General features: G+C 71.8%; 23 protein-coding genes. 10 read left to right on the top strand and 13 right to left on the bottom strand.

Features of this window, described 5'->3' with window-relative positions; translation table 11 throughout:
• Positions 1–22: 22 nt before the first annotated feature.
• Complete coding sequence (gene upp / locus ACFWCH_RS09045) at positions 23–655, top strand: uracil phosphoribosyltransferase (protein WP_136032000.1); 633 nt, start codon at positions 23–25, stop codon at positions 653–655.
• Between the two features lie 171 nt (positions 656–826).
• Here upp and ACFWCH_RS09040 read toward each other — a convergent pair whose 3' ends face one another.
• The 3 genes from ACFWCH_RS09040 to nadE all read right to left on the bottom strand — a co-directional run bounded on the left by ACFWCH_RS09040 (position 827) and on the right by nadE (position 6014).
• Positions 827–1630, bottom strand: coding sequence for a GNAT family N-acetyltransferase (locus tag ACFWCH_RS09040; RefSeq protein WP_378803399.1), 804 nt, complete (start codon positions 1628–1630; stop codon positions 827–829).
• Entirely contained in the window at positions 1627–5106 is a 3480-nt protein-coding gene (locus tag ACFWCH_RS09035) for a TM0106 family RecB-like putative nuclease (protein WP_378803398.1), read from the bottom strand. The genes ACFWCH_RS09040 and ACFWCH_RS09035 overlap by 4 nt, the downstream gene beginning before the upstream one ends.
• An 89-nt stretch (positions 5107–5195) precedes the next feature.
• Positions 5196–6014 (bottom strand): ammonia-dependent NAD(+) synthetase, encoded by an 819-nt coding sequence (gene nadE, locus ACFWCH_RS09030; protein ID WP_136032005.1) that lies wholly within the window; start codon positions 6012–6014, stop codon positions 5196–5198.
• Between the two features lie 109 nt (positions 6015–6123).
• Here nadE and ACFWCH_RS09025 point away from each other — a divergent pair, with 109 nt between their 5' ends.
• Positions 6124–6681: a nucleoside phosphorylase gene (locus ACFWCH_RS09025; RefSeq protein ID WP_136032007.1), complete on the top strand. Its 558-nt coding sequence runs from the start codon at positions 6124–6126 to the stop codon at positions 6679–6681.
• Between the two features lie 6 nt (positions 6682–6687).
• Here the strand turns inward: ACFWCH_RS09025 and ACFWCH_RS09020 are convergent, their stop codons facing one another.
• From ACFWCH_RS09020 to ACFWCH_RS09010, 3 genes are all read right to left on the bottom strand, one after another.
• The gene (locus tag ACFWCH_RS09020; RefSeq protein WP_378803397.1) at positions 6688–9684 is read right to left on the bottom strand and encodes an AAA family ATPase; all 2997 of its coding nucleotides are present in this window, start codon (positions 9682–9684) and stop codon (positions 6688–6690) included.
• Positions 9685–10854: an exonuclease SbcCD subunit D gene (locus ACFWCH_RS09015; RefSeq protein ID WP_378803396.1), complete on the bottom strand. Its 1170-nt coding sequence runs from the start codon at positions 10852–10854 to the stop codon at positions 9685–9687.
• Positions 10855–10964: 110 nt separating this feature from the next.
• Complete coding sequence (locus ACFWCH_RS09010) at positions 10965–11273, bottom strand: GNAT family N-acetyltransferase (RefSeq protein ID WP_136030613.1); 309 nt, start codon at positions 11271–11273, stop codon at positions 10965–10967.
• Positions 11274–11603: 330 nt separating this feature from the next.
• On the opposite strand from ACFWCH_RS09010, the gene ACFWCH_RS09005 reads away from it, so the two are divergent.
• The 3 genes from ACFWCH_RS09005 to ACFWCH_RS08995 all read left to right on the top strand — a co-directional run bounded on the left by ACFWCH_RS09005 (position 11604) and on the right by ACFWCH_RS08995 (position 13619).
• Positions 11604–12311 carry a winged helix-turn-helix domain-containing protein gene (locus ACFWCH_RS09005; protein ID WP_136030611.1) on the top strand — a complete coding sequence of 236 codons (708 nt, stop codon included), beginning with the start codon at positions 11604–11606 and terminating at the stop codon, positions 12309–12311.
• A gap of 100 nt (positions 12312–12411) precedes the next feature.
• Positions 12412–13371, top strand: a complete 960-nt coding sequence (locus ACFWCH_RS09000; protein WP_136036050.1) for a DNA-3-methyladenine glycosylase — start codon at positions 12412–12414, stop codon at positions 13369–13371.
• Positions 13372–13421: 50 nt separating this feature from the next.
• A complete protein-coding gene (locus ACFWCH_RS08995; RefSeq protein ID WP_136030607.1) occupies positions 13422–13619 on the top strand; it encodes a hypothetical protein in 198 nt (65 codons plus the stop codon).
• Here ACFWCH_RS08995 and ACFWCH_RS08990 read toward each other — a convergent pair.
• The 4 genes from ACFWCH_RS08990 to ACFWCH_RS08975 are packed head-to-tail and all read right to left on the bottom strand — an operon-like array spanning position 13616 to position 17436.
• Positions 13616–14371: an ABC transporter ATP-binding protein gene (locus tag ACFWCH_RS08990; protein ID WP_136030605.1), complete on the bottom strand. Its 756-nt coding sequence runs from the start codon at positions 14369–14371 to the stop codon at positions 13616–13618. The genes ACFWCH_RS08995 and ACFWCH_RS08990 overlap by 4 nt on opposite strands.
• Complete coding sequence (locus ACFWCH_RS08985) at positions 14368–15411, bottom strand: iron chelate uptake ABC transporter family permease subunit (RefSeq protein ID WP_136030602.1); 1044 nt, start codon at positions 15409–15411, stop codon at positions 14368–14370. The genes ACFWCH_RS08990 and ACFWCH_RS08985 overlap by 4 nt, the downstream gene beginning before the upstream one ends.
• Entirely contained in the window at positions 15404–16390 is a 987-nt protein-coding gene (locus tag ACFWCH_RS08980) for an iron chelate uptake ABC transporter family permease subunit (protein WP_378803395.1), read from the bottom strand. Before ACFWCH_RS08980 ends, ACFWCH_RS08985 begins: the two co-directional genes overlap by 8 nt.
• A 50-nt stretch (positions 16391–16440) precedes the next feature.
• Positions 16441–17436: a siderophore ABC transporter substrate-binding protein gene (locus tag ACFWCH_RS08975; RefSeq protein ID WP_378803394.1), complete on the bottom strand. Its 996-nt coding sequence runs from the start codon at positions 17434–17436 to the stop codon at positions 16441–16443.
• 105 nt (positions 17437–17541) lie between these two features.
• Between ACFWCH_RS08975 and ACFWCH_RS08970 the strand changes: the two genes are divergently transcribed.
• From ACFWCH_RS08970 to ACFWCH_RS08960, 3 genes are all read left to right on the top strand, one after another.
• Positions 17542–18309: a siderophore-interacting protein gene (locus ACFWCH_RS08970; protein ID WP_206251754.1), complete on the top strand. Its 768-nt coding sequence runs from the start codon at positions 17542–17544 to the stop codon at positions 18307–18309.
• Positions 18310–18340: 31 nt separating this feature from the next.
• Positions 18341–18742 carry a VOC family protein gene (locus ACFWCH_RS08965; RefSeq protein ID WP_378803393.1) on the top strand — a complete coding sequence of 134 codons (402 nt, stop codon included), beginning with the start codon at positions 18341–18343 and terminating at the stop codon, positions 18740–18742.
• A 140-nt stretch (positions 18743–18882) separates the two neighbouring features.
• The gene (locus tag ACFWCH_RS08960) at positions 18883–19173 is read left to right on the top strand and encodes a hypothetical protein (RefSeq protein ID WP_378803392.1); all 291 of its coding nucleotides are present in this window, start codon (positions 18883–18885) and stop codon (positions 19171–19173) included.
• A gap of 38 nt (positions 19174–19211) precedes the next feature.
• Here ACFWCH_RS08960 and ACFWCH_RS08955 read toward each other — a convergent pair whose 3' ends face one another.
• The 3 genes from ACFWCH_RS08955 to ACFWCH_RS08945 are packed head-to-tail and all read right to left on the bottom strand — an operon-like array spanning position 19212 to position 22856.
• Entirely contained in the window at positions 19212–20675 is a 1464-nt protein-coding gene (locus ACFWCH_RS08955; RefSeq protein ID WP_378803391.1) for an MFS transporter, read from the bottom strand.
• Between the two features lie 55 nt (positions 20676–20730).
• Positions 20731–22071: a M20/M25/M40 family metallo-hydrolase gene (locus ACFWCH_RS08950; RefSeq protein ID WP_378803390.1), complete on the bottom strand. Its 1341-nt coding sequence runs from the start codon at positions 22069–22071 to the stop codon at positions 20731–20733.
• 5 nt (positions 22072–22076) lie between these two features.
• Positions 22077–22856: a sigma factor-like helix-turn-helix DNA-binding protein gene (locus ACFWCH_RS08945; RefSeq protein WP_378803389.1), complete on the bottom strand. Its 780-nt coding sequence runs from the start codon at positions 22854–22856 to the stop codon at positions 22077–22079.
• A gap of 247 nt (positions 22857–23103) precedes the next feature.
• Between ACFWCH_RS08945 and ACFWCH_RS08940 the strand changes: the two genes are divergently transcribed.
• Together ACFWCH_RS08940 and ACFWCH_RS08935 are read left to right on the top strand one after the other, a co-directional pair.
• Positions 23104–23853, top strand: coding sequence for an SDR family oxidoreductase (locus ACFWCH_RS08940; RefSeq protein WP_378803388.1), 750 nt, complete (start codon positions 23104–23106; stop codon positions 23851–23853).
• 135 nt (positions 23854–23988) lie between these two features.
• Positions 23989–24399: a VOC family protein gene (locus ACFWCH_RS08935; protein ID WP_378803387.1), complete on the top strand. Its 411-nt coding sequence runs from the start codon at positions 23989–23991 to the stop codon at positions 24397–24399.
• Positions 24400–24401: the final 2 nt, after the last annotated feature.

Raw genomic sequence — 24401 nt, 5'->3', positions numbered from 1 at the left:
CGCGGCGCATTAGCCTGTATCCATGCGTGTTCACGTCGCCGACCACCCCCTCATCACCCACAAGCTCTCGGTGCTGCGCGACGCGCGCACCCCGTCGCCCGTGTTCCGGCAGCTGACGGAGGAGCTCGTGACCCTCCTGGCGTACGAGGCCACGCGCAACGTGAAGGTGTCGCCGGTGGAGATCACGACCCCGGTCACCACCACCACGGGCGTCAAGATCTCCGAGCCGCGCCCCATCGTCGTCCCCATCCTGCGCGCCGGCCTCGGCATGCTCGAAGGCCTCGTGAAGCTGCTCCCGACCGCCGAGGTCGGCTTCCTCGGCATGGTCCGCGACGAGGAGACGTTCGAGCCCACCACCTACGCCGAGCGACTGCCGGACGACCTCAGCGACCGCCAGTGCTTCGCGATCGACCCGATGCTCGCAACCGGGGGATCGCTGGCCGCGGCCATCCAGTTCCTGTTCGACCGCGGCGCGAAAGACGTCACGGCCATCTGCCTGCTCGGCACCCCCGAGGGCGTCGCCGCGATCGAGGCGATGGCCGGCGACCGGGATGTGACCCTGGTGCTGGGTGCCCTCGACGAACGCCTGAACGAGAAGGGCTACATCGTGCCCGGCCTCGGCGACGCGGGCGACCGCCTGTACGGCACCGTCTGACCCGGGCGGCCCGACCCCGGGCGGCCCGAGGCTACGTCAGCGCGGGAGCACGGCAGCACGACAGCACGACAGCGCGTGAGCACGGCAGCGCGTCAGCACGGCAACGCGTGACGGGTCAGCGCGTCAGCGCATCAGCGCGTGCGCACGGCACCACCACAGCGGGTCACCGCGTCAGCGCGTCAGGCGGTACGCGCGCTCGTCTCCGTACCGCGTGAATCCGGCCCTGGCGAGGATCGGCGCCGAGGTCGCGACGCGGCCCTTGACCAGCGCGGTCGCCGCACCGCGCGCCGCGCTCTCCCGCAGCCGCTCCGCGAGCACGGCCCGATAGGCACCACGCCCTCGGTCGCCGTCGAGGGTCGCCGCACCCCACAGTCGCGTGAACCCGTCGACGATCGTGCACCCGCCCGTGCTCACCGCGCGACCGTCGATGCGACCCAGCACCCGGAACCCGGTGCCCGCATCGAGGGCGGCCGTCAGCTCCGCGAACTCGGCGCGAAGCCCATCGCCGTCGAGCGGCCGTTGCTCCCAGACGGGGACGTTGATCTCATCCACCTCCCGAAGCTGGTCGACCGTGCGCACGACCTCGACCGAGACGCCCGGCGGCACATCGACCGCGCCCTCAGTCGTCGGACGGGCGAACACCGTGACGGTGTCGACGTGCTCGGCCCCGCGGCGCACCAACTCCTCTTCGAGGTCGGGCTCGTCGGCCGGGTTCGTCCAGAACGTGAAGACGGTCTCGCCCCAGGCCTCCACGCGCTCCAGCGCCCGCTCCACGACCTCCGCGGCGGAACGCGTCGACGACACCTGCGAGCCGCGCACCCCGCCTCCGAAGCGCTCCGGGTAGCGCACGAGGAGCAGGTCGTCGCGGACGTGCTCGCTGCCCCGCGGGAACCAGGCCCACCCGGCGGCGGCACGGAGGACGTCTTCTGCCGCGGGTATGCCGTCGGCACTCGGCCGCGCATCGGTCGGCGTCATGAGTCCTCCTCCGCCGCACCCACGAGCCGCGCGAAGGCGCTCAGCCGCGCGACGCCCTCGGGCGTGTAGGGCAGATCGTCGAGCAGCGCGGGCGAGTGGATGAGGTAGGCCAGCACCTGGGCGCGCGAGATCGCGACGTTCAGCCGGTTCTGCAGCAACAGGAACTCCGGCCCCCGGGGCGCGTCGCGGCCGCTCGACGCCGCGAGTGAGGTGATGGAGACCACGGCCTCCTTGCCCTGGAAGTTGTCGACCGTGCCCACCGGCACCCCACCGAAGCCGGCCGCCTCGAGCGCATCGTGCACCAGCTGACGCTGGGCGTTGTACGGCGCGACCACGATGATGTCCGCCGGGGTGAGCGGCCGCGCGGAGCCCGCCGGATCGTTGTCGCGGAAGGGGCGACCGACCAGGTCCCGCACGATGCGGACGACCTCCGCAGCCTCCTCGGGCGACTGGGTCGCGTTGCCGCGATGGCGCAGGGGGACGATGTGCAGCCCCGGGTCGACGCCCTCGATCGACCGCCGCTCGGTACCTGGCGCAGACGCGAGCTTGCCGGCGTACGCGAGCTGCGACACCGGGGCGGCCACGAACGGATGCATGCGCCACGACTGCGCCAGGAAGTAGCCGTACTCCGGTCGCACGACGGGATCGCCGTCCATCACCCATCCGAGCGCGGACGTGTCGACCGGCTCGGGGTGCGCCCCCTGACTCACCTGCGGAAGCTGCTGCGGATCGCCCAGGAGAAGCAGCCGTTGTGCTGCGGCTGCGACCGCGATCGTCGACGCGAGCGAGAACTGTCCCGCCTCATCGATCACCAGGAGGTCGAGGCCCCCGCGCGCCACGCGCTGCGTGTTGCTGAAGTCCCACGCCGTCCCGCCGACCACGGCCCCCTCATGCTCGTGCTCGGCGAGGAACGCCGCCATGCCGTTTTTGGGGATGACAGTGTACGAAGGATCGCCGCTGTCGTCTTTCGGGGCCTTCGCGACCTGAGCGGGCGCGACGCCGTCGGCCACGATCCGCTCCAACAGCGTCTCGATGATGGCGTGCGACTGCGCCACCACGCCGACCCGGAAGCCGTGCTCGTTCACCAGACGCGCGATGACCCGCGATCCCGTGTACGTCTTGCCCGTACCGGGAGGGCCCTGCACGGCGAGGTAGCTGCGATCGAGGTCGAGGACCCCGCGGACGATCGCGTCGATCGTGTCGCTCCCCGGCTCCGGCAGCGGAGCCCCGGAGACCGTGCGAGGCGGGCGCCGCCGGATGATGTCGGTCGCCGCATCGTCGGGGAACCCCGGGGCGGCCGCATGCACCGCATCGGCCCACTCGTCGATCGCCTGTTGCAGCGACACCACCCGCGGGGGCGCGGCCGGGGTGAGGGCGACCGGCAGCTCGTCCCACGTCTGCCCCTGCACCGCCGACTCGACGATCAGATATCCGTCGTCGAGCACCTCCCGCACGCTCACGGTGTGCGGCACGTGCACGGCGCGCGACGGCACCTCGGTGTCGAACGGCGCCGGCGCGTCGTACAGCGCGAACGGCTGAGCGCCGGGGCCGAGGGTCGTGCCCGGTGACACCTCACCCCGGATCTCGACCTCGCGCGACATGACCCTCCGGCCCTCGCCGATGCTCCAGTCGCTCCGCACGCGCGAGGATGGCGCATCGACCTTGACCACGTCGCGCGTGCCATCCCACATGGTCACGGGCTCGCGGAGTCGCTGGAAGTGCGACACCCAGAAGCTCTTCGCCTCCCGGGGGAAGTAGTCGATCGCCGCCGCCGCGATCCGATGCACGAGCCCGTCGCCGCCGGCCTCCATGTCCCTCTCGGCATCACCGAGCAGGGCCAGCGAGCGAGGCGACGGCTCGTAGATCACCTCGTCGGCGTCGTCCGGAGGCGCCGGCGTCACCCCCTCTCGGCGCGCGATCTCGATCAGCCAGTTGCGCAGCCGCCTCGTCGACACGCAGTCGTAGCGGTTGTAGTCGGCGAGGTCGGCGAACACCGCGTCGGCCTCCGCCTGCGCGCCCGCCGCCGCCAGCTCCCGCGCGGCCACGTACTGCACGATCGAGTCGTCGCCCTTCTGCACGTCGCTCGTGCGCACGTCGTCGCCCATGTAGAGCGGCTCGAGCTTCTTGATCGAGTAGGAGCGCGACCCCACGCGGACCGTGCGCAGCACCAGCGGATACAGATCGACGAACACGCCCTCGCGCAGCAACCGGTCCACCTCGCCCTCGCGGACTCCGTGGCGGGCGGCCATCGCGACCAGGTGCGACGTCTCGTACGGCGCGTAGTGGTAGATGTGCATGCCCGGGTGCGCGGCCCTGCGGACCTTCACGAAATCGAGGAACGTCTCCAGCGCCCGGCGCTCCTCGGCGAACGTGTGCGCCCACAGCGCGGTGTACTGATCGGCGTTGTCGACCCACCCGAACAGGTAGTCGATGCCCCACTCCGACTCTCCGTCCGGGGCGGGTTCGGTGTACAGCGGGTCTCCCTCGAAGTCGAAGAAGATGTCGCCGTGGCTCGGTACCGGCAGCGTGTGGATCGCAGCGGCGTAGTGCACGTCGTACGTCGGTACCCCCTCGGCATCGGCGCGGAGCTGGAGCTTCGCCTGCGACCGGAGGTTCTCGAACGTGTCGACGTTCATGCCCTCCGGGGCCCCGGACGCCGCGGCCAGGTCGTCGATCGTCTCGATGCCCGCCGCGCGCAGCCGCGCGCGCTGGACGGGCCGCATCCGCGCGACCATCAGCAGGTCGCGGTGGGCGATCACCTGCTCCTCGCACGTCGCACAGCGTCCGCACGCCACGATGCGGAGATCGCCGCGGTCGTCGCCCCACGCCAGCGGCTCTCCCTCCTGCCCCTCGGCCACGGCCCGATCCGCGATGAGCGCGCGCAGCCGCGCCCGACGCACCCGGAACAGCGGCAGCAGGTCCTCAACCGCGTGCGTGCTGACGCTGTGGTCGCCCAGGATGAGGTCGACCTCGTCGGTCCGGGGGATGCCGAGGCGATCGAGCTGATCGACATATGCCGCGAGCTGCATGAGCGCCGTGACGCGGGCTTTCCGCGCCAGCTTGGAGTCCTGCACGCGCCACCGCCCCTCGGCGTCTTTGCGCAGGAAGTCCGCGAAGCCGACGAAGTCCTCCGTCGCGAACGCCGCCTGGAACACCACCAGCGCGTCGGAGCGCAGGGCCTCGATCGTCTCGCCGACGGCCGCGGCCAGAGCTTCAGGATCGTTCGAGCGGATCTTGTCGACGCGGTGCACCCGCTCCGGCCCGAGCTCGCTCAGGTACCGGTCGAGCACGTTCTGCTCGTGCACCTCTCCCAGCTGCGCGGCCCGCTGCAGCGTCGCATCCTCCGGCTCCTCGACCACCGGCACGCGGCCGAGCTTCGCGTCGATCGCTCGAGACCAGGCGAACTCGCACTCCGCCGCCGCCTTGAGGTCGCTCGCGCTCCAGACGACCCGCTGCGCCTCCGTGTCGATCCGCACGATTCTCCCGTTCTCTCGGATGCTTCGACACTATCCGCGGCATCCGACACGGGCGAAAGCGAGCGCGACCGCGCCCTTCCCTCGACGCCTCAGCGCCACCAGGTGTCGTCGGGAGTGACGGGGAGGTGGCGCTTGTGCTGGGTCGCGAGGTAGCGCGACTCGATGCGACCGGCGACGTCAGGGTCGACGTCCTCCCCCTCCAGGAACGCGTCGATCTGCTCGTACGTCAGCCCCAGCTCGTCCTCGTCGGCTCGTCCGGGCTGGCCATCGAGGAGGTCGGCCGTCGGCACCTTGAGCGCCAACCGGTCGGGCGCGTCGAGGAACTGCAGCAGCGACCGGCCCTGTCGCTTCGTGAGGCCCGACAGCGGCAGCACGTCCGCGGCGCCGTCGCCGAACTTCGTGTAGAACCCCGTCACGGCCTCGGCCGCGTGGTCGGTGCCGATCACGATCAGGCCGTCGTGTCCCGCGAGGGCGTACTGCGTCACCATGCGCAGTCGCGCCTTGATGTTGCCGCGATTGAAGTCGGTGATGTCGCCGGAGACCGCCGCCTCGATGTCGCGCTCCACGCCGTCGACGCCGTTCTGGATGTTCACCTCGACCGAGGAGTCCGGGGCGATGTAGTCGAGCGCGGCCTGCGCATCGTCCGCGTCGTGCTGCACGCGATACGGCAGCCGTACCGCCAGGAACGTGGCCTCGCCGCCTTCGGCCCGCACGCGCTCGACCGCGAGCTGCGCGAGCCGGCCGGCGAGGGTCGAGTCCTGACCGCCGGAGATGCCGAGCACGTACCCCCTGGCACCCGTCGTGCGCAGGTAGTCCGCGAGGAAGCCGACCCTCCGCTCCACCTCCGACTCGGGGTCGATGTCGGGCCGGACACCCAGGTCTTCCGCGATCTGCTTCTGCAACGACACGTGATCCTCCGCTCTTCGCCTGGCCCCAGTATCCTCCCTCCGCGCAGCGGCGGGGCGGCGGCGCGGCGCTCGCACGCGGCATCCAGCCGAGACCTGAGAGAATGAGGCAGTGAAACTCCTCGTCGCCGCGCTCGCGTCCGAACTGTCCGCCTTCCCCGACGAGCTCGACGGCTTCGACCGGCTGGTCACCGGCCCCGGCAAGCTGCAGGCGACCTACGCGCTCACCCGCGCCCTCGACGCCCGGCGCTACGACGAGGTCGTCGTCGTCGGAACGGCGGGGGCCATCGAGCCGGGGCTCGAGGCCACCGTCCACGAGATCGGCTCCGCATTCCAGCACGACGTGACCGACCTCGACGGCGTCTCCGGCCAGCACGTGTCGCTGCCCGCACGCGTGAGCACCGGCCGTGACGGCGTGCTGATCGCGACCGGAGACCACTTCGTGGAGGACGCCGAGGTGACCGCGGTCATCCGGCCCACCGGTGCCGCCCTCGTCGACATGGAGACCTACGCGTACATCTGGGTGGCCGGGCAGTTCGGGGTGCCGATCCGCGCGTTCCGTGCCGTCTCCGATCAGGCCGAGGACGGCGCCCTCACCGACTGGCGCGCCGCGGTCGCGCGATGCAGCGTCCAGCTGCGCGACGTCATCCGCGCCGAGTACGGGGTCTGACCCGCGTCAGCGCGCCTCGATCACGCTCGGACCGTTCGCCAGCGCCCGCACGGTGAGCTGTGCGGGGATCTGCTCCTGCATGGCCTCCACGTGACTGATCACCCCCACCGTGCGACCGCCCTGGCGCAGTTCGTCGAGTGTGCGCATGGCGATGTCGAGCGTGTCGCCGTCGAGTGAGCCGAAGCCCTCGTCGATGAACAGCGTGTCGAGGCGGATCCCTCCGGCGCGCGCTGTGACGACCTCGGCGAGTCCGAGCGCGAGGGCGAGCGACGTGAGGAACGTCTCGCCGCCGGACAGCGACTGCGGAGGTCGGGTCTGGCCGGTGAAGGCGTCGGCCACCACGATCCCGAGGCCCGACGCGGCCCCTCGCGCCGCCAGTGCGTCGGAGTGGCGCAGCTGGTAACGCCCCTCCGACATGTCGTGCAGGCGACGGTTGGCCGCCTCGACGATCTCCTCCAGCTCCGCGGCGAGCACGAAGGTCTCGAGCGTCATCTTGCGGGTGTTCGCGCCGCGCCCGGCGATCGTGTCGGCGAGGTTCTTCAGCACCTCGAACTCCGCCGCGTCCTCGGCCGTGCGCGCGTGCTCGTCCCCGGCCGCGGCGAGGAGTCCGGACAACCGGGCGGCGTCTCCAGCGGCGACGGTCGCGGCGTCGACGGCGGCCGACCAGAGCGCCCGGGCCTCGCTCGACACGCGTTCTGCGGCCGCGGTGTCGATCGGCTCCTCGGGCAGCGTCTTCAGCTCGAGGTCGAACAGGATCTCCCGTTCTTTCTCCCGCTGCACCGTGTGCTGGGTGATGCGGGCGTCGAGCGCCTCCTGCTCCGCCGACGAGCGCAGAGCCTCCTCCGCATCCGAGACCTCGGCGAACACCGACGCGAGCAGCGCGGCATCGCGCTCCCGGTCGGCCTCGACGACCGCCCTCTCTCGACGAGAGCGCTCCGCGCGCGCGTCCGCCAGCCGCCGGGCGACCTCGGTGCGGGCGGTGGTCTCGGCGATCCGCTCGGCGACCGATCCCGCGTCGCCACGGGCCTGCGCGATCTGCTCGTCCGCGTCGCCGTTCCGTTGCACCAGCAGCGCCAGGTGCTCGCGCGCCTGGGCCAGCGCCGCTGCGGCCGTCGCGACCTCGGAGTCCTGACGCTCCTTCCGAGCAAGAAGATCGGCGCGCACGGCCTCGAGCTCTGCCGCTCGCTGCTCCGCCTCGACCGCGGCGGTGTGCTCGTCCTCGGCGGTCCGGTACTCGCGCTCGGCGCGCTCAGGATCGCGTCCGTCGGCCTTCGCCGTCGCGGCCGCGAGCTCGGCACGGAGCCCGGCGCACGTGTCGCCGGCGGCGCGCTCCCCCGCCGCCGCCGCGTCGCGGGCGGACTCGGCCAGGGCGATGTCGTCGACCGAGACGGGGTCGGTGTGGGTGGCCGGCGCGGGATGCTCCGTCGAGCCGCAGACGGCGCAGGCCTCACCCTCCACCAGGGCCGTGGCGAGCTCCCCCGCCATCCCGTCCATGCGGCGCTGGCGCAGCTGCGCGAGCCGGGACTGCGCCGTCGCGTGCTCCGAGGTCACCCGTGCGAGCTCGGCCTCCGCTGCGTCGCATGCCGCGGCGAGACGCTCGGCCGTCCTGGCGGCATCCCACCGGTCCTTCGCGGCGAGCAGTGCGGCCTCCCGCCCCGGTCGCCCCGCGGCGAGATCTCTGGCGGCGGCACGCTCCGCCTCCACCTCGGCGAGCTGGACCGGAAGGGCGTCGCGCTCGGTCTCGGCCGTCTCGACCCGCGCCTGCGCCGAGGCCGCATCGGCCTCCGCGGCCCGCTGCTCGGCGTCGCGCTCGGTCGCGTGCCGCTCCAGCACGACCGCGCGTTCCCACCCGCCGATCTCGCGCAGGCGCTCGGTGACCCACGCCTCCAGGTCGTCCACCTCGATGCCGTACGCCGTCCACTCCTCCGCGGCGCGCGATTCGCCTGCAACAGCCTCCGCCAGGGCCTCCCGCGCGCGAGCCGCGGCCGCGATGGTCGGTCGCAGCGCCTCAGCGGCACGAGCGTTCCCGAGCTCGACCCTGGCCTCCGCGATCCGGGGCTCCTCGGCGTCGAGGCGGGCGAGGGCCGCGCGTGCCCTGTCGCGCTCGACCTGGGCACGGCGATCCTCCCGCCGCGCCGCCAGCGCCGCGTCCGCCTCCGCCGACCGCCGCTCGGCGTCGGCACGCTCCGAGGCCCGACGCTCGGAGCGGTACTCGGCGCGAGCGAGTGCGCGCCCGAGCGCGTCGAGCCGATCCTGCACAGTGGGCGTCGTCGCGGTCTCCGTCGTTTCGCCGCCGATGTCCTCACCGCCGCCGTTCTCCCCGCCCAGGCCCGCGTCCGTCACCAGGCGCTCGGCCTCCTCGAGTCGCGCGACGACCGTCGCCAGCCGCGAACCCAGCGCCTGCTCGGCCTGTCGCCGCCGCTCGTCGAAGCGCGCCTGCACGTCTTCGAAGCGCTCGGTGCCGAACAGCCGCCGCAGCAGCGACTGCCGGTCCCGGCTTCCGGCCAGCAGGAACTCCGAGAACCGGTTCTGCGCGAGCAGGATCACCTGCAGGAACTGCTCCCGGCTCAGCTGGAGGATCTCATCGAGCTCCTGTGCCACATCGACGGCGCGCGCCGCTCGGCCGACCCACCCCGACGCGGTCGACTCCTCGAGCGAGACGGCTGCGGCCTGCTTCGTCATGCCCCCACCGCGGCGCGCGGGGCGGAGGTACTCCGGCGACCGGGTCACGCGGTAGCGGCCGGACGGCGTGCTGAACTCGACCACCACTTCCGACGGGTCGTCCGGCTCGCAGTGGTCGCTGCGCAACCGCTTCTCGCCACCCTCGTACCGGGGCACCCCGCCGTACAAGCCGAAGCACACGGCGTCGAGGATGCTCGACTTCCCGGCGCCCGTGCGACCGGCGATCAGGAAGATGCCGTCGTCGGCGAACGCGTCGAAGTCGACGATCTGGCGTGCGCGGAAGGGTCCGAATCCCTCGACCTCCAGGCGGTGCAGACGCATCTAGACGAGAGCCTCCGCTCGGACGCGGTCGTCGAGCACCTCGCGGATCAGCTCGCGCTCGACCTCCGTCACGCCCTGCCCGGCGCGCACGTGCTCGAGGAAGGCCCCGATCCGGTCGGCGTCGGTGACCGCGGAGCGCAGGCGCTGTGCGTACGAGTGCTCCGCCGTCTCACCCGTGGCGATCGGCTGGTGCTGCACCATGGCGCAGTGCGGGTACGCCTCGCGCAGTCGTCGCATGGGCTCGGACTGCGGCACGGCATCGGTGTACACCGCGCACACCCAGTCGTCGGCATGGGCGGTGATGTTCTCCGTGGACAGGATCTCCGCGAAGCTGCCGGTGAGCGTGACGAGACGCCGCGGCACCGGCAGCTCCCGCCACTCGACCCGGGCGAGCCCGTCGGCGTCGAGGTCCACGAGCCAGGACCCTCGGGGCTTGTGCTGCTCGCCGAAGCTGTAGTGCAGGGGCGCTCCGGCGTACCGCACGCGCTCGCTCACCTGCTGCCGCCCGTGGATGTGGCCGAGCGCCACATAGTCGGGGCCGTCGAACACGCTCAGCGGGACGACGTCGAGGCCGCCCTGGCGCACCTCGCGCTCCAGGCCCTCGGTGGGCTCGACACCCGCGGCGAAGCAGTGGGCGATCGCGACGGAGCGCCCGTCGTGCTCCTGCATCCCCGCGCGGACGAGATGCATCGCATGGGCCATGGTCTGTGCCTGCGTGCGCAGCTGCCGCCCGTCGGCGTCACCCTCCGGCCAGTGTTGCCGCACGATGGCGGGCTCGAGGTACGGGATGCCGAAGAAGTGCACGGGGCCGTGGTCGTCGGCGATCGTGACGGGCCGCCCGATCGCGAGCGGATCGGTCAGCACATGGATGCCGTCGCGGAGCAGCCGCGACTGGAAGCCGAGTCGCGCCGCCGAGTCGTGGTTGCCGCTGGTCACGATGACCCGCGCGCCCGTGGCGTGCAGCGCCACCAGCGCGTCGCCGAGGAGCGTGTACGCCGCGGCGGACGGCGTCGCCGAATCGAAGACGTCGCCCGCGACGACCACGACGTCGACCCCCTCCTGCTCGACCTGGACGGTCAGCGCGGCGAGCACCTCGGCGAGCGCCTCCAGCGTGGAGTTGCCGTGGAAGGTCCGGCCGATGTGCCAGTCCGAGGTGTGCAGGATCCGCATACTCACACCGTACGAACGACCTCCGACATTCGGTCTGAGGCCCGCCGCGGGCAGCCGAGCCGGCCGGAGGAAGCACGACCGTGCACGTAACACGGCGTCATACTCGCGCCTCAGCGGCGGCGGAGGACTCCGGCTCGCTCGGGGTGCGCGGCGAACCACTCCGCCACGTACCAGCAGACCGCGTCGACCGTGCGGTCGCCCCGCTCCTCGATGTCGGCGACCGCCCCGTCGACCACGATTCCCGCGTAGCCATGGCCGCGGAAAGTCGGCACGGTGAAGGCGCGGGTCAGGGCGATCGTGTGGCCGTCGTCGCGATAGTCCAGCACGCTGACCAGCTTCCCGTCGCGCGTGAGCGTATACCGCGATGCGTCCTTCTCGTCGGTCAGGATGAAGCCGCCGACGGTGTGCGAGATCGTCATCCGTGCCACGTTACGCCCCTCCGCCACGCCCGGGCGTTTTGACATGCGTCGTCACGATCGGACATAATCCCCCCATGACCACCAACGCACGCCCTTTGTCCGCCCAGGAGGCGAACGGGACTGCCGGGATGATGATGCCCGGTCGCGTTGGCATGTGTTGCCGAATGTGTCGCTGAACGAACAGCCACCCCGCCTGACCTGACTCCTCGCCATCTGCGGGAGCAGCGTCTCGAGCATCCACCCTTGCTCGCTTCCCGGCTCCGCCGGTCATTCATGCAACGCATCCGAGCCCCCGTCGCTTCGGGCTCACGTCTTGAGGACTCCATCATCATGTCGAACTCCGCCCTTCTCGAGCGTCCCGCCACCACCGCCCCCGTCCGCACCGTCCACCCCGGCAGCGACTCCGCCGCCACCGCCGGTGCCGACCTCCCCGCCGTCCGCTCTCCGCGCGGCTTCGCCCTCTACGTCGGCCTCGACGAGATCAAGGCAGCGGAAGCCGGCGTCAGCCTCCCGCTCCTCGTCGACGCCCTCCGCCGCACCCTCGCCGAGCTCGCACCCGGCGCCGAGACGCACGCGACCGTCGCCCTCGCCCCGCACGGCTCGGGTGGCCGCGACCTGGACGTCGTCCGGCTCGCCCTGCAGGAGCCCGGCGCGATCGCCAGGACCAAGGCCGCAGCCGAAGAGGAGACGGTGCCGGAGGAGACCGGGGTCACCGTCGACATCTCCCGCAAGCGCGTCCTGATCGACGGCGAGTCGGCCGCCTTCACGTACAAGGAGTTCGAGCTGCTGCAGTACCTCGTGCTCCGCGAGGGCCGCACGATCGAGCGCAGCGAGCTGGTCTCCGCCCTGTGGCAGGCGCAGGACGACGAGGCCCCCGGCGAGCGCACGATCGACGTGCACGTGCGCCGGCTGCGGGCCAAGCTCGGCCGCTACGAGGACATCGTCCGGACGGTCCGCGGCATCGGCTACCGGTTCGATCGCCACGCCGACGTCGTCATCCGCTACGGCCACGGCACCCCCTCGCCCGACCGCTTCTGAAAGCACGCCCGCGCGGCTTGGCCATCGTGCCGAGCACGGCCCCCGCGGGCCGCGGCGCACGCCGGGAGCCGATGTCAGGAGCGCCGCGTAGGGTGGGCGCATGACCCTCACCGCTCCGTCAGCGCCCCCTGCGGCCGTGCCGGCGGACCTGCGGCGGGAGACCACCTACCGTCCGCCGCATCCCCTCGACCTCCGTCGCACGGTGGGGATGCTGCGCCGCGGTGGCACCGACCCGACCACCGTGTTCGACGGTCACGTCATCTGGCGCGCGGTGCGCACTCCGCAGGGCCCGTCCACGCTCGCGCTGCGCATGGCGGGGAACGCCGTGACGGCGACTGCATGGGGTCCGGGCGCCGACCACGCCCTGTCCCTCGTCCCCGCGCTCTGCGGCGCGACCGACGACCCCACCGGGTTCGACCCGTCGCACCACCCCCTCGTCGCCGAAGCCGCCCGGCGCAACCCCGGCATCCGGCTCGCCCGCACCGACGAGGTGTTCGACGCGCTCGCCTGCGCGATCCTGGAGCAGAAGGTCACCTCGATGCAGGCGTTCGGCGCGTGGCGCTACCTGGTCTCGCGCTACGGCGACCGCGCACCCGGCCCCACCCCGCGCCCGATGGCCGTCGCGCCGACCGCCGAGCAGTGGCGGCGCATCCCGTCGTGGGCGTGGCACCGCGCGGGCGTCGAACCCCCGCAGTCCAAGACGATCGTGCGCGCCGCCGAACGCGGCGACCGCATCGCGCGGGCCGTGCAGGCGGCGGAGACAGGAGCGGACCGCGACCGCGTGCTCACGAGCCTGCCCGGCGTGGGCGTGTGGACCGCGGCCGAGACGAGGATCCGCGCGCTGGGCGACCCGGATGCGGTCAGCGTGGGCGACTACCATCTCGCGCACGAGGTCGGCCACGCCCTCGCGGGTCATCGCACGGACGACGCGGGGATGATCGAGCTGCTGGAGCCGTGGTCCGGCCACCGCCAGCGCGTGATCCGGCTCATCTTTGCGAGCGGCCTGGTCGAACCGCGACGCGGACCCCGGCTCGCCCCCGAGGACCACCGTCGCCGCTGAGCCGCGATACGGCCGCACGCCCACGGGGCGCCGGGACGTATGCTGAGGCCATGTCCCGCGCCGCGCTCCGGATCACCGTCACCCTCGGCCTGCTGATCGTCGGCGTGGTCGTCGGTCTCATCTTCCAGAACGTGTGGCTCGGGGTGCTGCTCGCCGCGATCGTCTGGCTCGGGTGGTTCCTGGGCTACGAGTCGCGCCGCGGCCACAACGCCGGCGTGAATGACGAAGACCACGGCATCGAGCTCTAGTAGTACACCGCGAGGGGACCGGAGGGTCCCTCGACCACCCGCACCTCGGTGTCGAACACGCGGGTCAGCACGTCGTCGGTCATGATCTGCGCGGGCGGGCCGAACTCCACCACCCGCCCGTCCTTCATGGCACAGATGTGGTCGGCGTAGTGACCGGCGAAGTTGATGTCGTGCAGCACGATGACGATCGTGCGCCCCAGCTCCTCGGCCGCCCGCCGCAGGTGCTTCATCATCTGCACCGCGTGCCGCATGTCGAGGTTGTTGAGGGGTTCATCGAGCAGCACGACCTCCGTGTCCTGCGCGAGCACCATCGCCACGTATGCCCGCTGTCGCTGCCCTCCGGAGAGCTCGTCGAGGTAGCGCCCCTCCAGCGCGCCGAGGTCGAGGAAGTCGATCGCCTGGCTGATGACCTCCTCGTCGTGCCGGTTCAGGCGCCCCTGGGAGTGCGGGAAGCGCCCGAACCCGACGAGCTGGCGGACGGTGAGGCGCGTGACGAAGTGGTTCTCCTGCCGCAGGATCGACACCACCTTCGCCAGGTCCTTCGACTTCGTGGACGCCACATCCAGTCCGGCGATCTCGATGGCGCCGGCGTCCATGCCGTTGAGCCGGCCGATCATCGTCAGCAGCGTGGACTTGCCCGCGCCGTTGGGTCCGATGAGGGCGGTGATGCCGCCCGCGGGGATGCGGAGGTCGACGGGTCCGATCGCGACCTCGCTGCTGTAGTCACGGCGCACGCCGTCGAGTGCGATCACAGTCTGCCCTTTCGGAGGATGACGAGGAGGAACACGGTGCCGCCGACGATCTCGATCAGGATCGACACCATGCCCTGCGCGTAGAACACGTTCTTCATCACGAAGTACGCCCCGGCGAGGATCGAGAACGCGGTGAGCACCGCGACCGGGAAGATCAGCCGATGGTCGTGCGAGTCGGCGAACTGGTAGGCGAGCGTCGCGACGAGGAACCCGAGGAACGTCATCGGACCGACCAGGGCGGTCGAGGTCGCCATGAGCACCGCGACCAGCGTCAGCACGAGGAACTGCTCGCGTCGGTGATCGATCCCGAGGGACCGGGCCGCGTCGGGACCGAGCGCGAGCACGTTGAGCCGACGCGACCGCGACCACAGCAGCAGCGAGGCTCCGGCGACCAGCGGGATCGCGAGGGGGAGGTACGCCGGGTCGGCGTTCGACACGTTGCCGAACAGGCGGGCCGCGAGCACGTCGAACTCGCTCGGCGTCAGCAACCGCTGCATGAACGTGGCGATCGCGCCCAGCCCTCCGCCGATCACGATGCCCACGAGCAGCATGATCTGGAGATTGCCGTAGCGCCCCGAGAGCAACCACCCGTAGAGGACCACGGCGAGACCCACCATGATCACGACCTGGAGGGCGAACTGTCCCGCCCCCTGGACGGCGACCAGCCCCGCGACGCCGAACAGGTACACGGTGGTGGTCTGCACCACGCGATAGAGCGACTCGAATCCCATGATCGACGGCGTGATGATGCGGTTGTTCGTGACGGTCTGGAAGCTCACGGTCGCCACGGCCTGGGCCACGGCGACGACGGCCATCACGACCACGGCGGTCGCGCGGTGCTGGGCGATGCGCCAGAACCCCGGCGTGCCGACGGGCATCGGGTTGTCCCACGCCAGGAGCCCGAACGCGGATCCGGCGGCGATCACGGCGAGCACGACCAGCACCACGACGTAGCGGCGACGCGCGCGGGGCGTCGTGAAGGAACCGGCCGACCGGGTCGTCGCGTCCGGCCGGGACTCCGTCGCCGTCCGCTCAGCCACGACGACGCTGCCTCAGCAGGAGGAGCACGAACACGACCGCCCCGACGACCCCGAGGATCAGCGACACGGGCACCTCGAAGGGCATGATGATCGTGCGGCCGATGATGTCGCACACGGTGACGATCGCGATGCCCAGCAGGCAGACCCAGGGCAGGTTGCTGCGCAGGTCGTCGCCGCGCACCATCGACACGATGTTGGGCACGATCAGTCCGAGGAAGGGCAGGTTGCCGACGACGACCGTCACGACGCCGGTCGTGACGGCGATCAGCACGGTGCCGAGCAGGATCATCCGGTTGTAGTTCACCCCGACGTTCGTCGCGATCTCCACCCCCAGTCCCGCGATGGTCAGCCGATCGGCGACGAGGAAAACGATCACCCCGATGAGCGCGACGATCCACAGCATCTCGTACTGGCCGCGCATGACCGACGTGAAGCTGCCGGCGAACCACACGCCGATGATCTGCAGCGAGTTCGTGACGAGCGCGAGGTAGGTGGTGATCGCGCCGACGACCGCCCCCAGCATGATGCCGACGATGGGGACGATGAGCGAGGACTTGAGCGCCACCCGCCGCAGGAAGGCGAAGAAGACCATCGTGCCGACGAAGGCGGCCAGCACGGCCCCGGCCATGCGCAGCGGCAGGGACGGCTGCGGCACCAGCAGCATCACGGCGAGCAGGCCGAGGCCCGCCCATTCGGTCGTGCCGGTCGTCGTCGGCTCGACGAAGCGGTTCTGGGTGAGCAGCTGCATCACCAGGCCCGCCATCGCCATCGCGGCCCCGGCCAGCACGAGGGCGATCGTGCGGGGCACGCGGGTGATCTGGAACATCTGCGCGCCGTCGTCGGCACCGGCGATGTCGTAGACGCCGGTGACGAGCGAGAGCGCCAGGAGAACCGCGACGACGAGCACCCCGAGGAGCAGCTTCGGGTCGAACAGCCGCGCGGACGATCGCGGCGTCGGGGCGAGGAGAGGAGAGGTCATGGGGGGATGCCGGTGGCGGCGCCCTGATCGCGGGCGCCGCCACCCGGCCCTTACTTGTCGGCGCTCTTCTCGAGCGCGTCGGCGAGGTCGTTCAGGAACGCGGTGTACGTCTGGATGCTCTCGTTCAGGTACGTGTCGGTGGGCATGTAGACGATCTGCTCGTCCTTCACCGCGGTGATGCCGGCGAGGGCCTCGGAGCTCTCCAGGATCTCAGCGGCCTGCACGTAGTCGGGCGTCTCCGCCGCGAACACCGCGTCGCGGTCGAGCACGAGGATCCAGTCGGGGTTCGAGGCCGCGATCGCCTCGACCGAGATCTCGTCGCCCTGGTGGTCATCGCTCGCGTCGTCGACCTCGAGGGCCGGCGTGAGGCCGAGGAGGTCGTAGATCGGGCCGAGCGAGCGGCCGACGGTCGGAGCGAGGTAGCCGATCTGGCCGCCCGAGGTGTTGACGGCCATGACGGTGTCGGCCTCGTCGTAGGCGGCCTTGGCCCGCTCGACCGCGGCGTCGAACTCGTCGACCAGCTTCTGCGCCTCGTCCTGCTTGCCGAAGATCTCGCCGAGCACGGTGGTCTGGCGCTTGAGTTCGGCGTCGAACGCCTCGCCGTCGCGCGGTTCGAGGTCGATGATCGTGGCGTCGGGCACGAGCTCGGCGATCGCGGCGTTGTGCTGCGTGAAGCGCTGACCGCTGATGATGAGATCGGGGTCGGCCGCGACGATCGCCTCCAGGTCGGGCTCGGTGTGCAGGCCGATGTCGACGATGCCGTCGTCCTTCGCGTACGACACGGTCTCGGGCATGAGGGAGACGGCGCCGGCGGAGAGCTCGATGCCCCAGTCGGACAGGGTCTGGAAGGTGCGGTTGTCGAGGGCGACGACCGAGGCGGGCGGGGTGGCGATCTCGTGTTCGCCCGTGTTGTCCTCGACGGTCACGGTGCCGGAGGCGGCGGCGGTCTCCTCGGGTTCGGCTTCGGCGCCGGTGGCGCAGCCGGAGAGCGCGAGCAGGCCGACCAGGGCGACGCTGGTGGCGGTGAGGGTTCTGGGCACGGACATGGAGAGACTCCTGTTCTGCGGGGTGGTCGCGCACTCGAGGGCGCCGGTCGGACGGAGCGGATCGCAGGGAACCATCCGTCGTGCTTTTTAGGTTAGCCTTACTTTATGAGCGATACGAAATCCGGCTTCACGATCGAGCGCCGCGGCCTCGAGCTGCGCTTCCGCACCGTCACCCTGACCGCGCGCGAGTGGCTCGCCCCGGACTTCGTGCGCGTGCGCCTCACCGGGCCGGACCTCGCCGGATTCGACTCCCCCGGCGCCGATGACCACATGCGCCTGTTCTTCCCGGACGGCCCCGTGGAGTCGGTGGAGGAACTGCGCGCCGCGCCCAGCCGCGAGTACACGCCGCTCGCGTGGGGCGAGGACTGGCTCGACGTCGAGTTCGCGGTGCACGGCGACCAGGGCGTCGCCGCACCGTGGGCCGCCACCGCGCCCCTCGGCGCCGAGATCGGCGTCGGCGGTCCGCGCGGCGCCGCCGTCGTCACCGGCACCCCCGGCTCCTGGCTGCTCGTCGGCGACGAGACCGCGATCCCCGCGATCCGCCGTTTCGCCGCGCTGATCCCCGACGACGCCCCGGCCCGCATCGTGATCGAGACCGTAGCCGAGAGCGGCGAGCTCGACCTCGCCGCCCCGGTGCCGGTGCAGTGGCTGCACCGCGGGGACGACCCGGCCGGCTCGGCGCTGATCGCGTTCCTGGAGTCGCTGTCGGGAGACGACCTCGTCGGCACCGATCCGTTCGTGTTCATCGCGGCGGAGCAGTCGATCGTCAAGCCGGGTCGCGCGCTGCTCGACCGGTGGGGCGTCGACACCGCGAAGGCCGTCGTGAAGGGGTACTGGAAGCGGGGCGAAGCCGAGTATCACGCTCCCCACTGACACCGTCCGCGATCGCTGACAGACTGGGCCGATGGCACTCCTCGATCACCTGGGCATCACCGTCGGCGACCTCGAGCGGGGGCGGGCGCAGTTCCATCCCGTCCTGACCGCGCTCGGCTACGACTCCGGCGGGGAGGACGACCACTCCATCTCGTGGCACAACGGCGACGAGACCGAGATCATCCTCTACACGTGGGACGAGGACTCGGAGCCGCATCGGCACGGACGCATCGGGTGGCAGCACCTCGCCTTCGCGATGCCGTCGCGCGCGGAGGTCGACCGCTTCCACGCGCTCGCGCTCGACGCCGGGTGGAGCGCGGTGCGGGAGCCCAAGGAGTATCCCCGCTACTCGGAGCGCTACTACGCCTCCTTCGTGGAGGACGCCGACGGCATCCGCGTCGAGTTCATGTACAACCCGCCGAAGGACGCCTGACCGCGCCGTCGCAGGACCACTCTCTCTGCACCGATACGCGCCGAGCACCCCGTCCCGCGGTTCTCGGAGACGTGGTCGGGCCCGGCACCAGGATGCTGGCAGGGTGGATCATCCGATGCGACGATGAGGAGATGGAATCGATGGATGCGGCACAGATCTGGACGATGATCGGCGCGTTCACCGCTCTGATGTGCGGCACCCTGACCGTGATGTCGACGATGTTCGTCCGCGTGCTCCGCGGCGAGGTCGGCGGGCTCCGCAACGAGATGAACGGCCGCTTCGATGCGGTCGACGCCCGCTTCGCGACGGTCGACGCCCGGTTCGACGCCGTCGACGCGCGCTTCGATGCCGTGCACACCCGGATCGACGGTCTCGACCGCGACGTGCAGGCCCTGGTGAAGCGCACGTTCGGCCTCGACCGCGACGCCTGACGCGGCCGATCCGTCCGACCGCGCTGCTCGCCCGGCCGTCAGGCGACCGGTGCCGCCTCGGCCTCGACCGCGCGATCCGTGAAGGCCTGCTTCGGCACGAACAGCAGGAGCACCGCAGCGGCGAGCGCGGTCACCCCGCAGACGACCCACACCGTGACATACCCCGCGAGCGACCCCGCCGTCCCGTCGGCGACCGCGCCCGCACCACTCGCGACGCCGTGGAGTAGTGCGATGCCGAAGACGCACGAGGCGATCGCACCGCCCACGGTCTTCACGGAGTTGGTGAGCCCGGTCGCGACGCCCGTCTGCGTCGCCGGAGCCGCCGACGCCGCCGCGGCCGGCAGCGCCGCCACGAGGGCGCCGGAGCCGAGCCCCACCACGACCATGTTCGCGATCACCTGCCCATAGGCGTCGTGGAACGGCAGGAACAGCAGGAACCCGATGCCCACCAGCACCGACGCCCCGAGGAGCGTAATCCGCGGCGACGCCCAGCGTGCCACGACCGGGAACAGCAGCGCGCCCGCGATCATCGCGACCAGGTACACCCCGATGATCAGCGACGTCGCGAAGCCGGTCGCCCCCAGCCCGTACCCGTACACCTCCGGGTCGGTGCGCGCGAAGGTCGACAGCGGCGCCTGCGCGCCCAGCACGCTCACCCCGAACAGTCCCGCCGTGAGGAACACGGGCCCGAGCGCCGGAGACCGGAACATGCGCACGTCGATCAGCGGGTCGTCGCAGCGCAGCTCCCACCGCACGAACGGCACGACCAGCAGAAGCCCCAGTGCCACGACCGCCCACGACCACGGGTTGCCGAGGCCGCCCTCGAGGCGCAGCAGGCTGAGCCCGCCCGTGAAGCACAGCAGCGCGAGGGAGATCAGCACCAGGCCGACCGTGTCGAACACGCCGCCGGTCGGCTCGGGCGACTCCCGCACGCCGAACAGGACCACGAAGAAGCACACCACGATCAGCACGGCGGGCACGAGCAGCACGACCGTCAGCGGGAGCGCGTCGATCAGCGCACCGCCGACGAGGGCGCCGATGATCGCCCCACCCTCCAGGGCGGCGACCAGGAGGCCCGCCGCCTTCGCCGTGATCGACGAGCGTCCCTCCATGCGCCGTGACCGCGACCAGATCAGGGCGATCTCCAGCGGCAGCCACACGACGTAGAAGCCCATGAGCGACCAGGCGAGCAGGAACACCGCGAACGAGTCGGTGAACGGCAGCACGAGCGCGGCGGCCGCGGTCACGGCGGTCGAGATCAGCAGCATGCGCTTGTGGCCGAGCATGTCGCCGAGCTTCGCGAACGCCGGCACCACGAGTGCCGACAGCATCAGCTGCGATCCCTCCAGCCAGTTCACGTCGGCGTCGTGGATGCCCAGGTGGCGGGCGATGTCGCTGAGCATCGGCGTGTAGTACCCCTGGAGCACGCCGCTGGTGAACTCGACGAACGCGAGGAAGCCGACGACCACGGCGAGGGTGCCCAGGGTGCGGGTGCGCGTCATCGCGTCTCCTGCTTCGAGAGGTCGGGTGCCGGGGTGGATCCCGGAGGGGGTGAGATCACCCTAGTCGTTCGAGGAGGGCGCGATGGAACCGCTCCCCCCGCTCCAGCGCCGCGATCTCCACGCTCTCGTCGATGCCGTGGATCGATGCGCGCTGCGCATTCGACATGTCCAGCGGCGCGAAGCGGTACACGGCCGGGGCGAACCGGTGGAAGTGCCGGGAGTCGGTCGCCGCCATCATCACGTACGGCACGGCGGGGACGCCGGGGTGCGAGACCTCGAGCGCCGCGGCGAGCAGGGCGAACTGCGCGTTCTCGGTCGACGACTCCGGCGACGGCTCACTGGCCTCCACCACCTCCACGGAGACGAGCGGATCGCGCACCCGTCGACGCACGCGGTACACGGTCTGCTGCGTGGTCTCGCCGAGCGCGATGCGCAGGTTCACCGTGGCCGACGCCTGCGAGGGCAGCACGTTCGCGGCGGTGCCGCCCGACTGCATGGTGGGCGCGACCGTCGTGCGCACCAGCGCCGCGGGCTCGCCGCCCAGCGCCGCGAAGAGCCGCGCGGTGAGCGGTGGCGTCGCGGCGAGCAGCCGCAGGAGGTGCCTCGCGGGTCCCGGCGTCTGCGCGCCGAGCACGCCGAGCATGCGCAGCACCGCGGTCGAGGCGCGCGGCCGGAAGGTGTCGGGGCTGAGGCGGTCGACCGCGCGGGCCACGCGGCGCACGGCCGTGAGTGCGGGTGGGGCCGAGGCGTGCCCGCCGTCGCCGCGCGCCGAGAGCCGCAGCGTCATCACGCCCTTCTCGCCGACACCGATCATCGCGGCACGCCCGGGGACGAAGGGCAGCGGTGCGTCGACGACCGCCCCGCCCTCGTCGATCACGAGCCACGGCACGATGCCGCGGTCGCGCAGCACCCGCGCGATCTCCTCGGCCGCCCGCCCGTAGGTCTCCTCGTTCCCGCCGAACGACAGGTACACGTCGCGCGGCGGGCGGAAGCCGTCGGTCAGCAGGTTCTCGACGGCCTCGAGCACCACGATCAGCGGGCCCTTGTCGTCGAGCGCCCCGCGGCCGTGCACCGAGCCGTCGGCGATCACCCCCGCGAACGGCGGATGGGTCCAGGCGTCGCTCTCGTCGACCGGGACCACGTCGTAGTGCGCCATCAGCACGACGGGTCCGCCCGTCACCGCTCCCGTGCCCGCCCAGTGGAACAGCAGCCCCAGGTCGGTGTGCCGCTCGAGCGTCAGCGCCGCGTGCGTGCGCGGGTACAGCTCGGCGAGCAGCGCCGCGAACTCCTCGAACGGCGCGAGGCCGCGTTCGTCCAGCTCCGCGGAGACGGTGGGGAGGCGGATCATGCGGGCGAGGCGCTCGGCGATACCGGGACGCACGGTGGGGGTCGTCACCCTCGTCATGCTAGCGACCGTGAGGATCCCGGCCACTGCGTGAGCTTGTCGGGGTTGCGCACCGCGAAGACCTCGGCGATCCGGTCGCCGCGCACGACGAACGAGAACACCGCGTCCGCATCCCCATCGAGCGTCGCGAGCAGTGCGAGCCCGTCCGGCGCAGGCACGAGGGCGACCTCGGCCTCGGGGTTTCGGCGCGCGATGCCGAGCACGAACCGGGCCACGTGGTCGGCCCCCACCACGGGTCGCAGCGCCGCGGACTTCTTGCCTCCGGCGTCGGAGCGGAGCACCACGTCGGGGTCGAGCAGCCTCACGAGCCGGTCGAACTCACCCGTGGCCGCCGCGCCGAGGAACGCCCGCACCACCGCGTCGTGCTGACCCCGGTCGGCGACTCCGGATCGCCCAGCCCGCACGCGTCGGCGCCCCTGCGAGGCGAGCTGCCGGACCGCGGCGGGGGTGCGTCCGACCGTCTCGGCGATCTCGGCGAACGGCACGCCGAAGACGTCGTGCAGCACGAAGGCCACACGCTCGGCGGGCGTGAGCGACTCCAGCACCACGAGCAGCGCCAGGCCGACGGATTCGTGCAGGGTGACGCGGTCGAGCGGGTCGGGGTGCGGCGGCCCGGCGAACGCGGAACCGTGCGGCACCGGCTCGGGCAGCCACGGACCGACGTAGGTCTCGCGGCGGGCACGCGCCGATCCGAGCACGTCGAGACAGACGCGTCCGGCGACCCTCGTCAGCCACGCGGCCGGGTTGACGATCGCCGCTCGCTCCGCGGGCGACATCCGATACCAGCGCGCGTAGGTCTACTGCACGGCGTCCTCCGCGTCGGCGACCGTGCCGAGCAGGCGGTACGCGAGGGCCAGCAGGGGTCGCCGCTCGGATTCAGGGGCTTCGAGGTCGTCCATCGTCTCCTATCCTGGCCCTGCGCGACGCACGCGGGCACGGCGGATGTCGCCGATCGCCTCACATTCGGGCGGGCTGCATCGTCGGAGAGGCAGGACCATTCCCGAGACGAAGGAGAACGCACGCATGAGAATCGCTGTCGCCGGTGGCACCGGCGTCGTGGGCAGGCACACCGTGGACGCGGTCCGGGAGGCGGGGCATGACGCGGTGGTGCTCAGCCGCTCGACCGGCGTCGATCTGGTGAGCGGGAGAGGGCTGTCCGAGGCGCTGCGCGGAGCGGACGCGGTGATCGACGTCGCGAGCATCGAGACGCTAAAGGCGAGCGCGGCGATCGAGTTCTTCACCGCGGCGACCGGCAACCTGCTGTCGGCCGCCGCCGACGCGGGCGTGCGACACGCGGTGCTCCTCTCGATCGTCGGCATCGACCGCATCCCCTACGACTACTACGCGGGCAAAGTCGCGCAAGAGAAGATCGTGGAGGCGTCGCCCGTGCCGTGGACGATCCAGCGCGCCACCCAGTTCCACGAGTTCGCCGCGCAGATGTTCGCCCGCGCGACACTCGGCCCGCTCCACGTGGCACCCCGGGCCCGCACGCAGCCGGTGGCCGCCCGCGAGGTCGGCGAGCGTCTCGCAGCTCTCGCCGTCGGGGAGCCGCGGGGTCGCGTGGCGGACTTCGCCGGGCCGCGAGAGGAACAGCTGGCCGACATGATCCGGGCATTCGCGCGACACCGGGGCTACCGCGGCTGGGTTCCGGCGCTGAGCGTGCCCGGCCCGCAGATGACGGGGTTGCGGGTGGGCAAGGCGCTTCCGGGACCCGACGCCGACCTCGGCCGGCAGACGTTCGCGGAGTGGCTCGCGGAGACCGCGCACCCCTGACCCTCCCTCCGGCACCGCACCTCCGGGACGGGGTGTCGGCGCGGTCGCACCCCTGCCCTTGCGGCGGCGCGCGACGGAGCGGAGACTGAGGCGCGGCGGGGATCCTCAGCAGTCCGAACACGACCAGGAGCAGTCATGCCCAACCTCAACCCGTACCTGTCGTTCCGCACCGAGGCCCGGGAGGCGATGGAGTTCTACCGGAGCGTCCTCGGCGGTGAGCTCGACATCAGCGTCTTCGGCGAGTTCCCCGGCATGGTGCAGAGCCCGCAGCAGCAGGACCTCGTGATGCACGCGCAGCTCACCACCCCGGACGGGCTCGTGCTGATGGCCTCGGACACCCCCGACGGCATGACCTACGAGAAGCCGCAGGGCATCTCCGTGTCGCTGAGCGGCAACACCCAGGAGGTCACGCAGCGCGTGTGGGAGGCGCTCTCCGAGGGCGCGACCATCACGATGCCGCTGGATGTGCCGCCGTGGGGCGGGACGTTCGGCATGCTCGTCGACCGGTTCGGCATCGCCTGGATGCTGCACGGCGACCCGGAGTAGGC

Source organism: Microbacterium sp. NPDC060132 (genome assembly GCF_042729675.1).
Lineage (GTDB): Bacteria > Actinomycetota > Actinomycetes > Actinomycetales > Microbacteriaceae > Microbacterium > Microbacterium sufflavum.
The sequence above is the reverse complement of the archived record's forward strand: the minus strand, read 5'-3'. Positions and strand labels throughout refer to the sequence as shown.

Coding starts and splice junctions, on each gene's coding strand:
- ACFWCH_RS08975 (WP_378803394.1), bottom strand. CDS start 17,436: ATGTCCGTGCCCAGAACCCTCACCGCCACCAGCGTCGCCCTGGTCGGC.
- ACFWCH_RS09005 (WP_136030611.1), top strand. CDS start 11,604: ATGTCGAACTCCGCCCTTCTCGAGCGTCCCGCCACCACCGCCCCCGTC.
- ACFWCH_RS09020 (WP_378803397.1), bottom strand. CDS start 9,684: ATGCGTCTGCACCGCCTGGAGGTCGAGGGATTCGGACCCTTCCGCGCA.
- ACFWCH_RS08940 (WP_378803388.1), top strand. CDS start 23,104: ATGAGAATCGCTGTCGCCGGTGGCACCGGCGTCGTGGGCAGGCACACC.
- ACFWCH_RS09010 (WP_136030613.1), bottom strand. CDS start 11,273: ATGACGATCTCGCACACCGTCGGCGGCTTCATCCTGACCGACGAGAAG.
- ACFWCH_RS08960 (WP_378803392.1), top strand. CDS start 18,883: ATGGATGCGGCACAGATCTGGACGATGATCGGCGCGTTCACCGCTCTG.
- ACFWCH_RS08970 (WP_206251754.1), top strand. CDS start 17,542: ATGAGCGATACGAAATCCGGCTTCACGATCGAGCGCCGCGGCCTCGAG.
- ACFWCH_RS08945 (WP_378803389.1), bottom strand. CDS start 22,856: ATGTCGCCCGCGGAGCGAGCGGCGATCGTCAACCCGGCCGCGTGGCTG.
- ACFWCH_RS08980 (WP_378803395.1), bottom strand. CDS start 16,390: ATGACCTCTCCTCTCCTCGCCCCGACGCCGCGATCGTCCGCGCGGCTG.
- ACFWCH_RS09040 (WP_378803399.1), bottom strand. CDS start 1,630: ATGACGCCGACCGATGCGCGGCCGAGTGCCGACGGCATACCCGCGGCA.
- upp (WP_136032000.1), top strand. CDS start 23: ATGCGTGTTCACGTCGCCGACCACCCCCTCATCACCCACAAGCTCTCG.
- ACFWCH_RS08965 (WP_378803393.1), top strand. CDS start 18,341: ATGGCACTCCTCGATCACCTGGGCATCACCGTCGGCGACCTCGAGCGG.
- ACFWCH_RS09000 (WP_136036050.1), top strand. CDS start 12,412: ATGACCCTCACCGCTCCGTCAGCGCCCCCTGCGGCCGTGCCGGCGGAC.
- ACFWCH_RS08955 (WP_378803391.1), bottom strand. CDS start 20,675: ATGACGCGCACCCGCACCCTGGGCACCCTCGCCGTGGTCGTCGGCTTC.
- ACFWCH_RS08995 (WP_136030607.1), top strand. CDS start 13,422: ATGTCCCGCGCCGCGCTCCGGATCACCGTCACCCTCGGCCTGCTGATC.
- ACFWCH_RS09015 (WP_378803396.1), bottom strand. CDS start 10,854: ATGCGGATCCTGCACACCTCGGACTGGCACATCGGCCGGACCTTCCAC.
- ACFWCH_RS08935 (WP_378803387.1), top strand. CDS start 23,989: ATGCCCAACCTCAACCCGTACCTGTCGTTCCGCACCGAGGCCCGGGAG.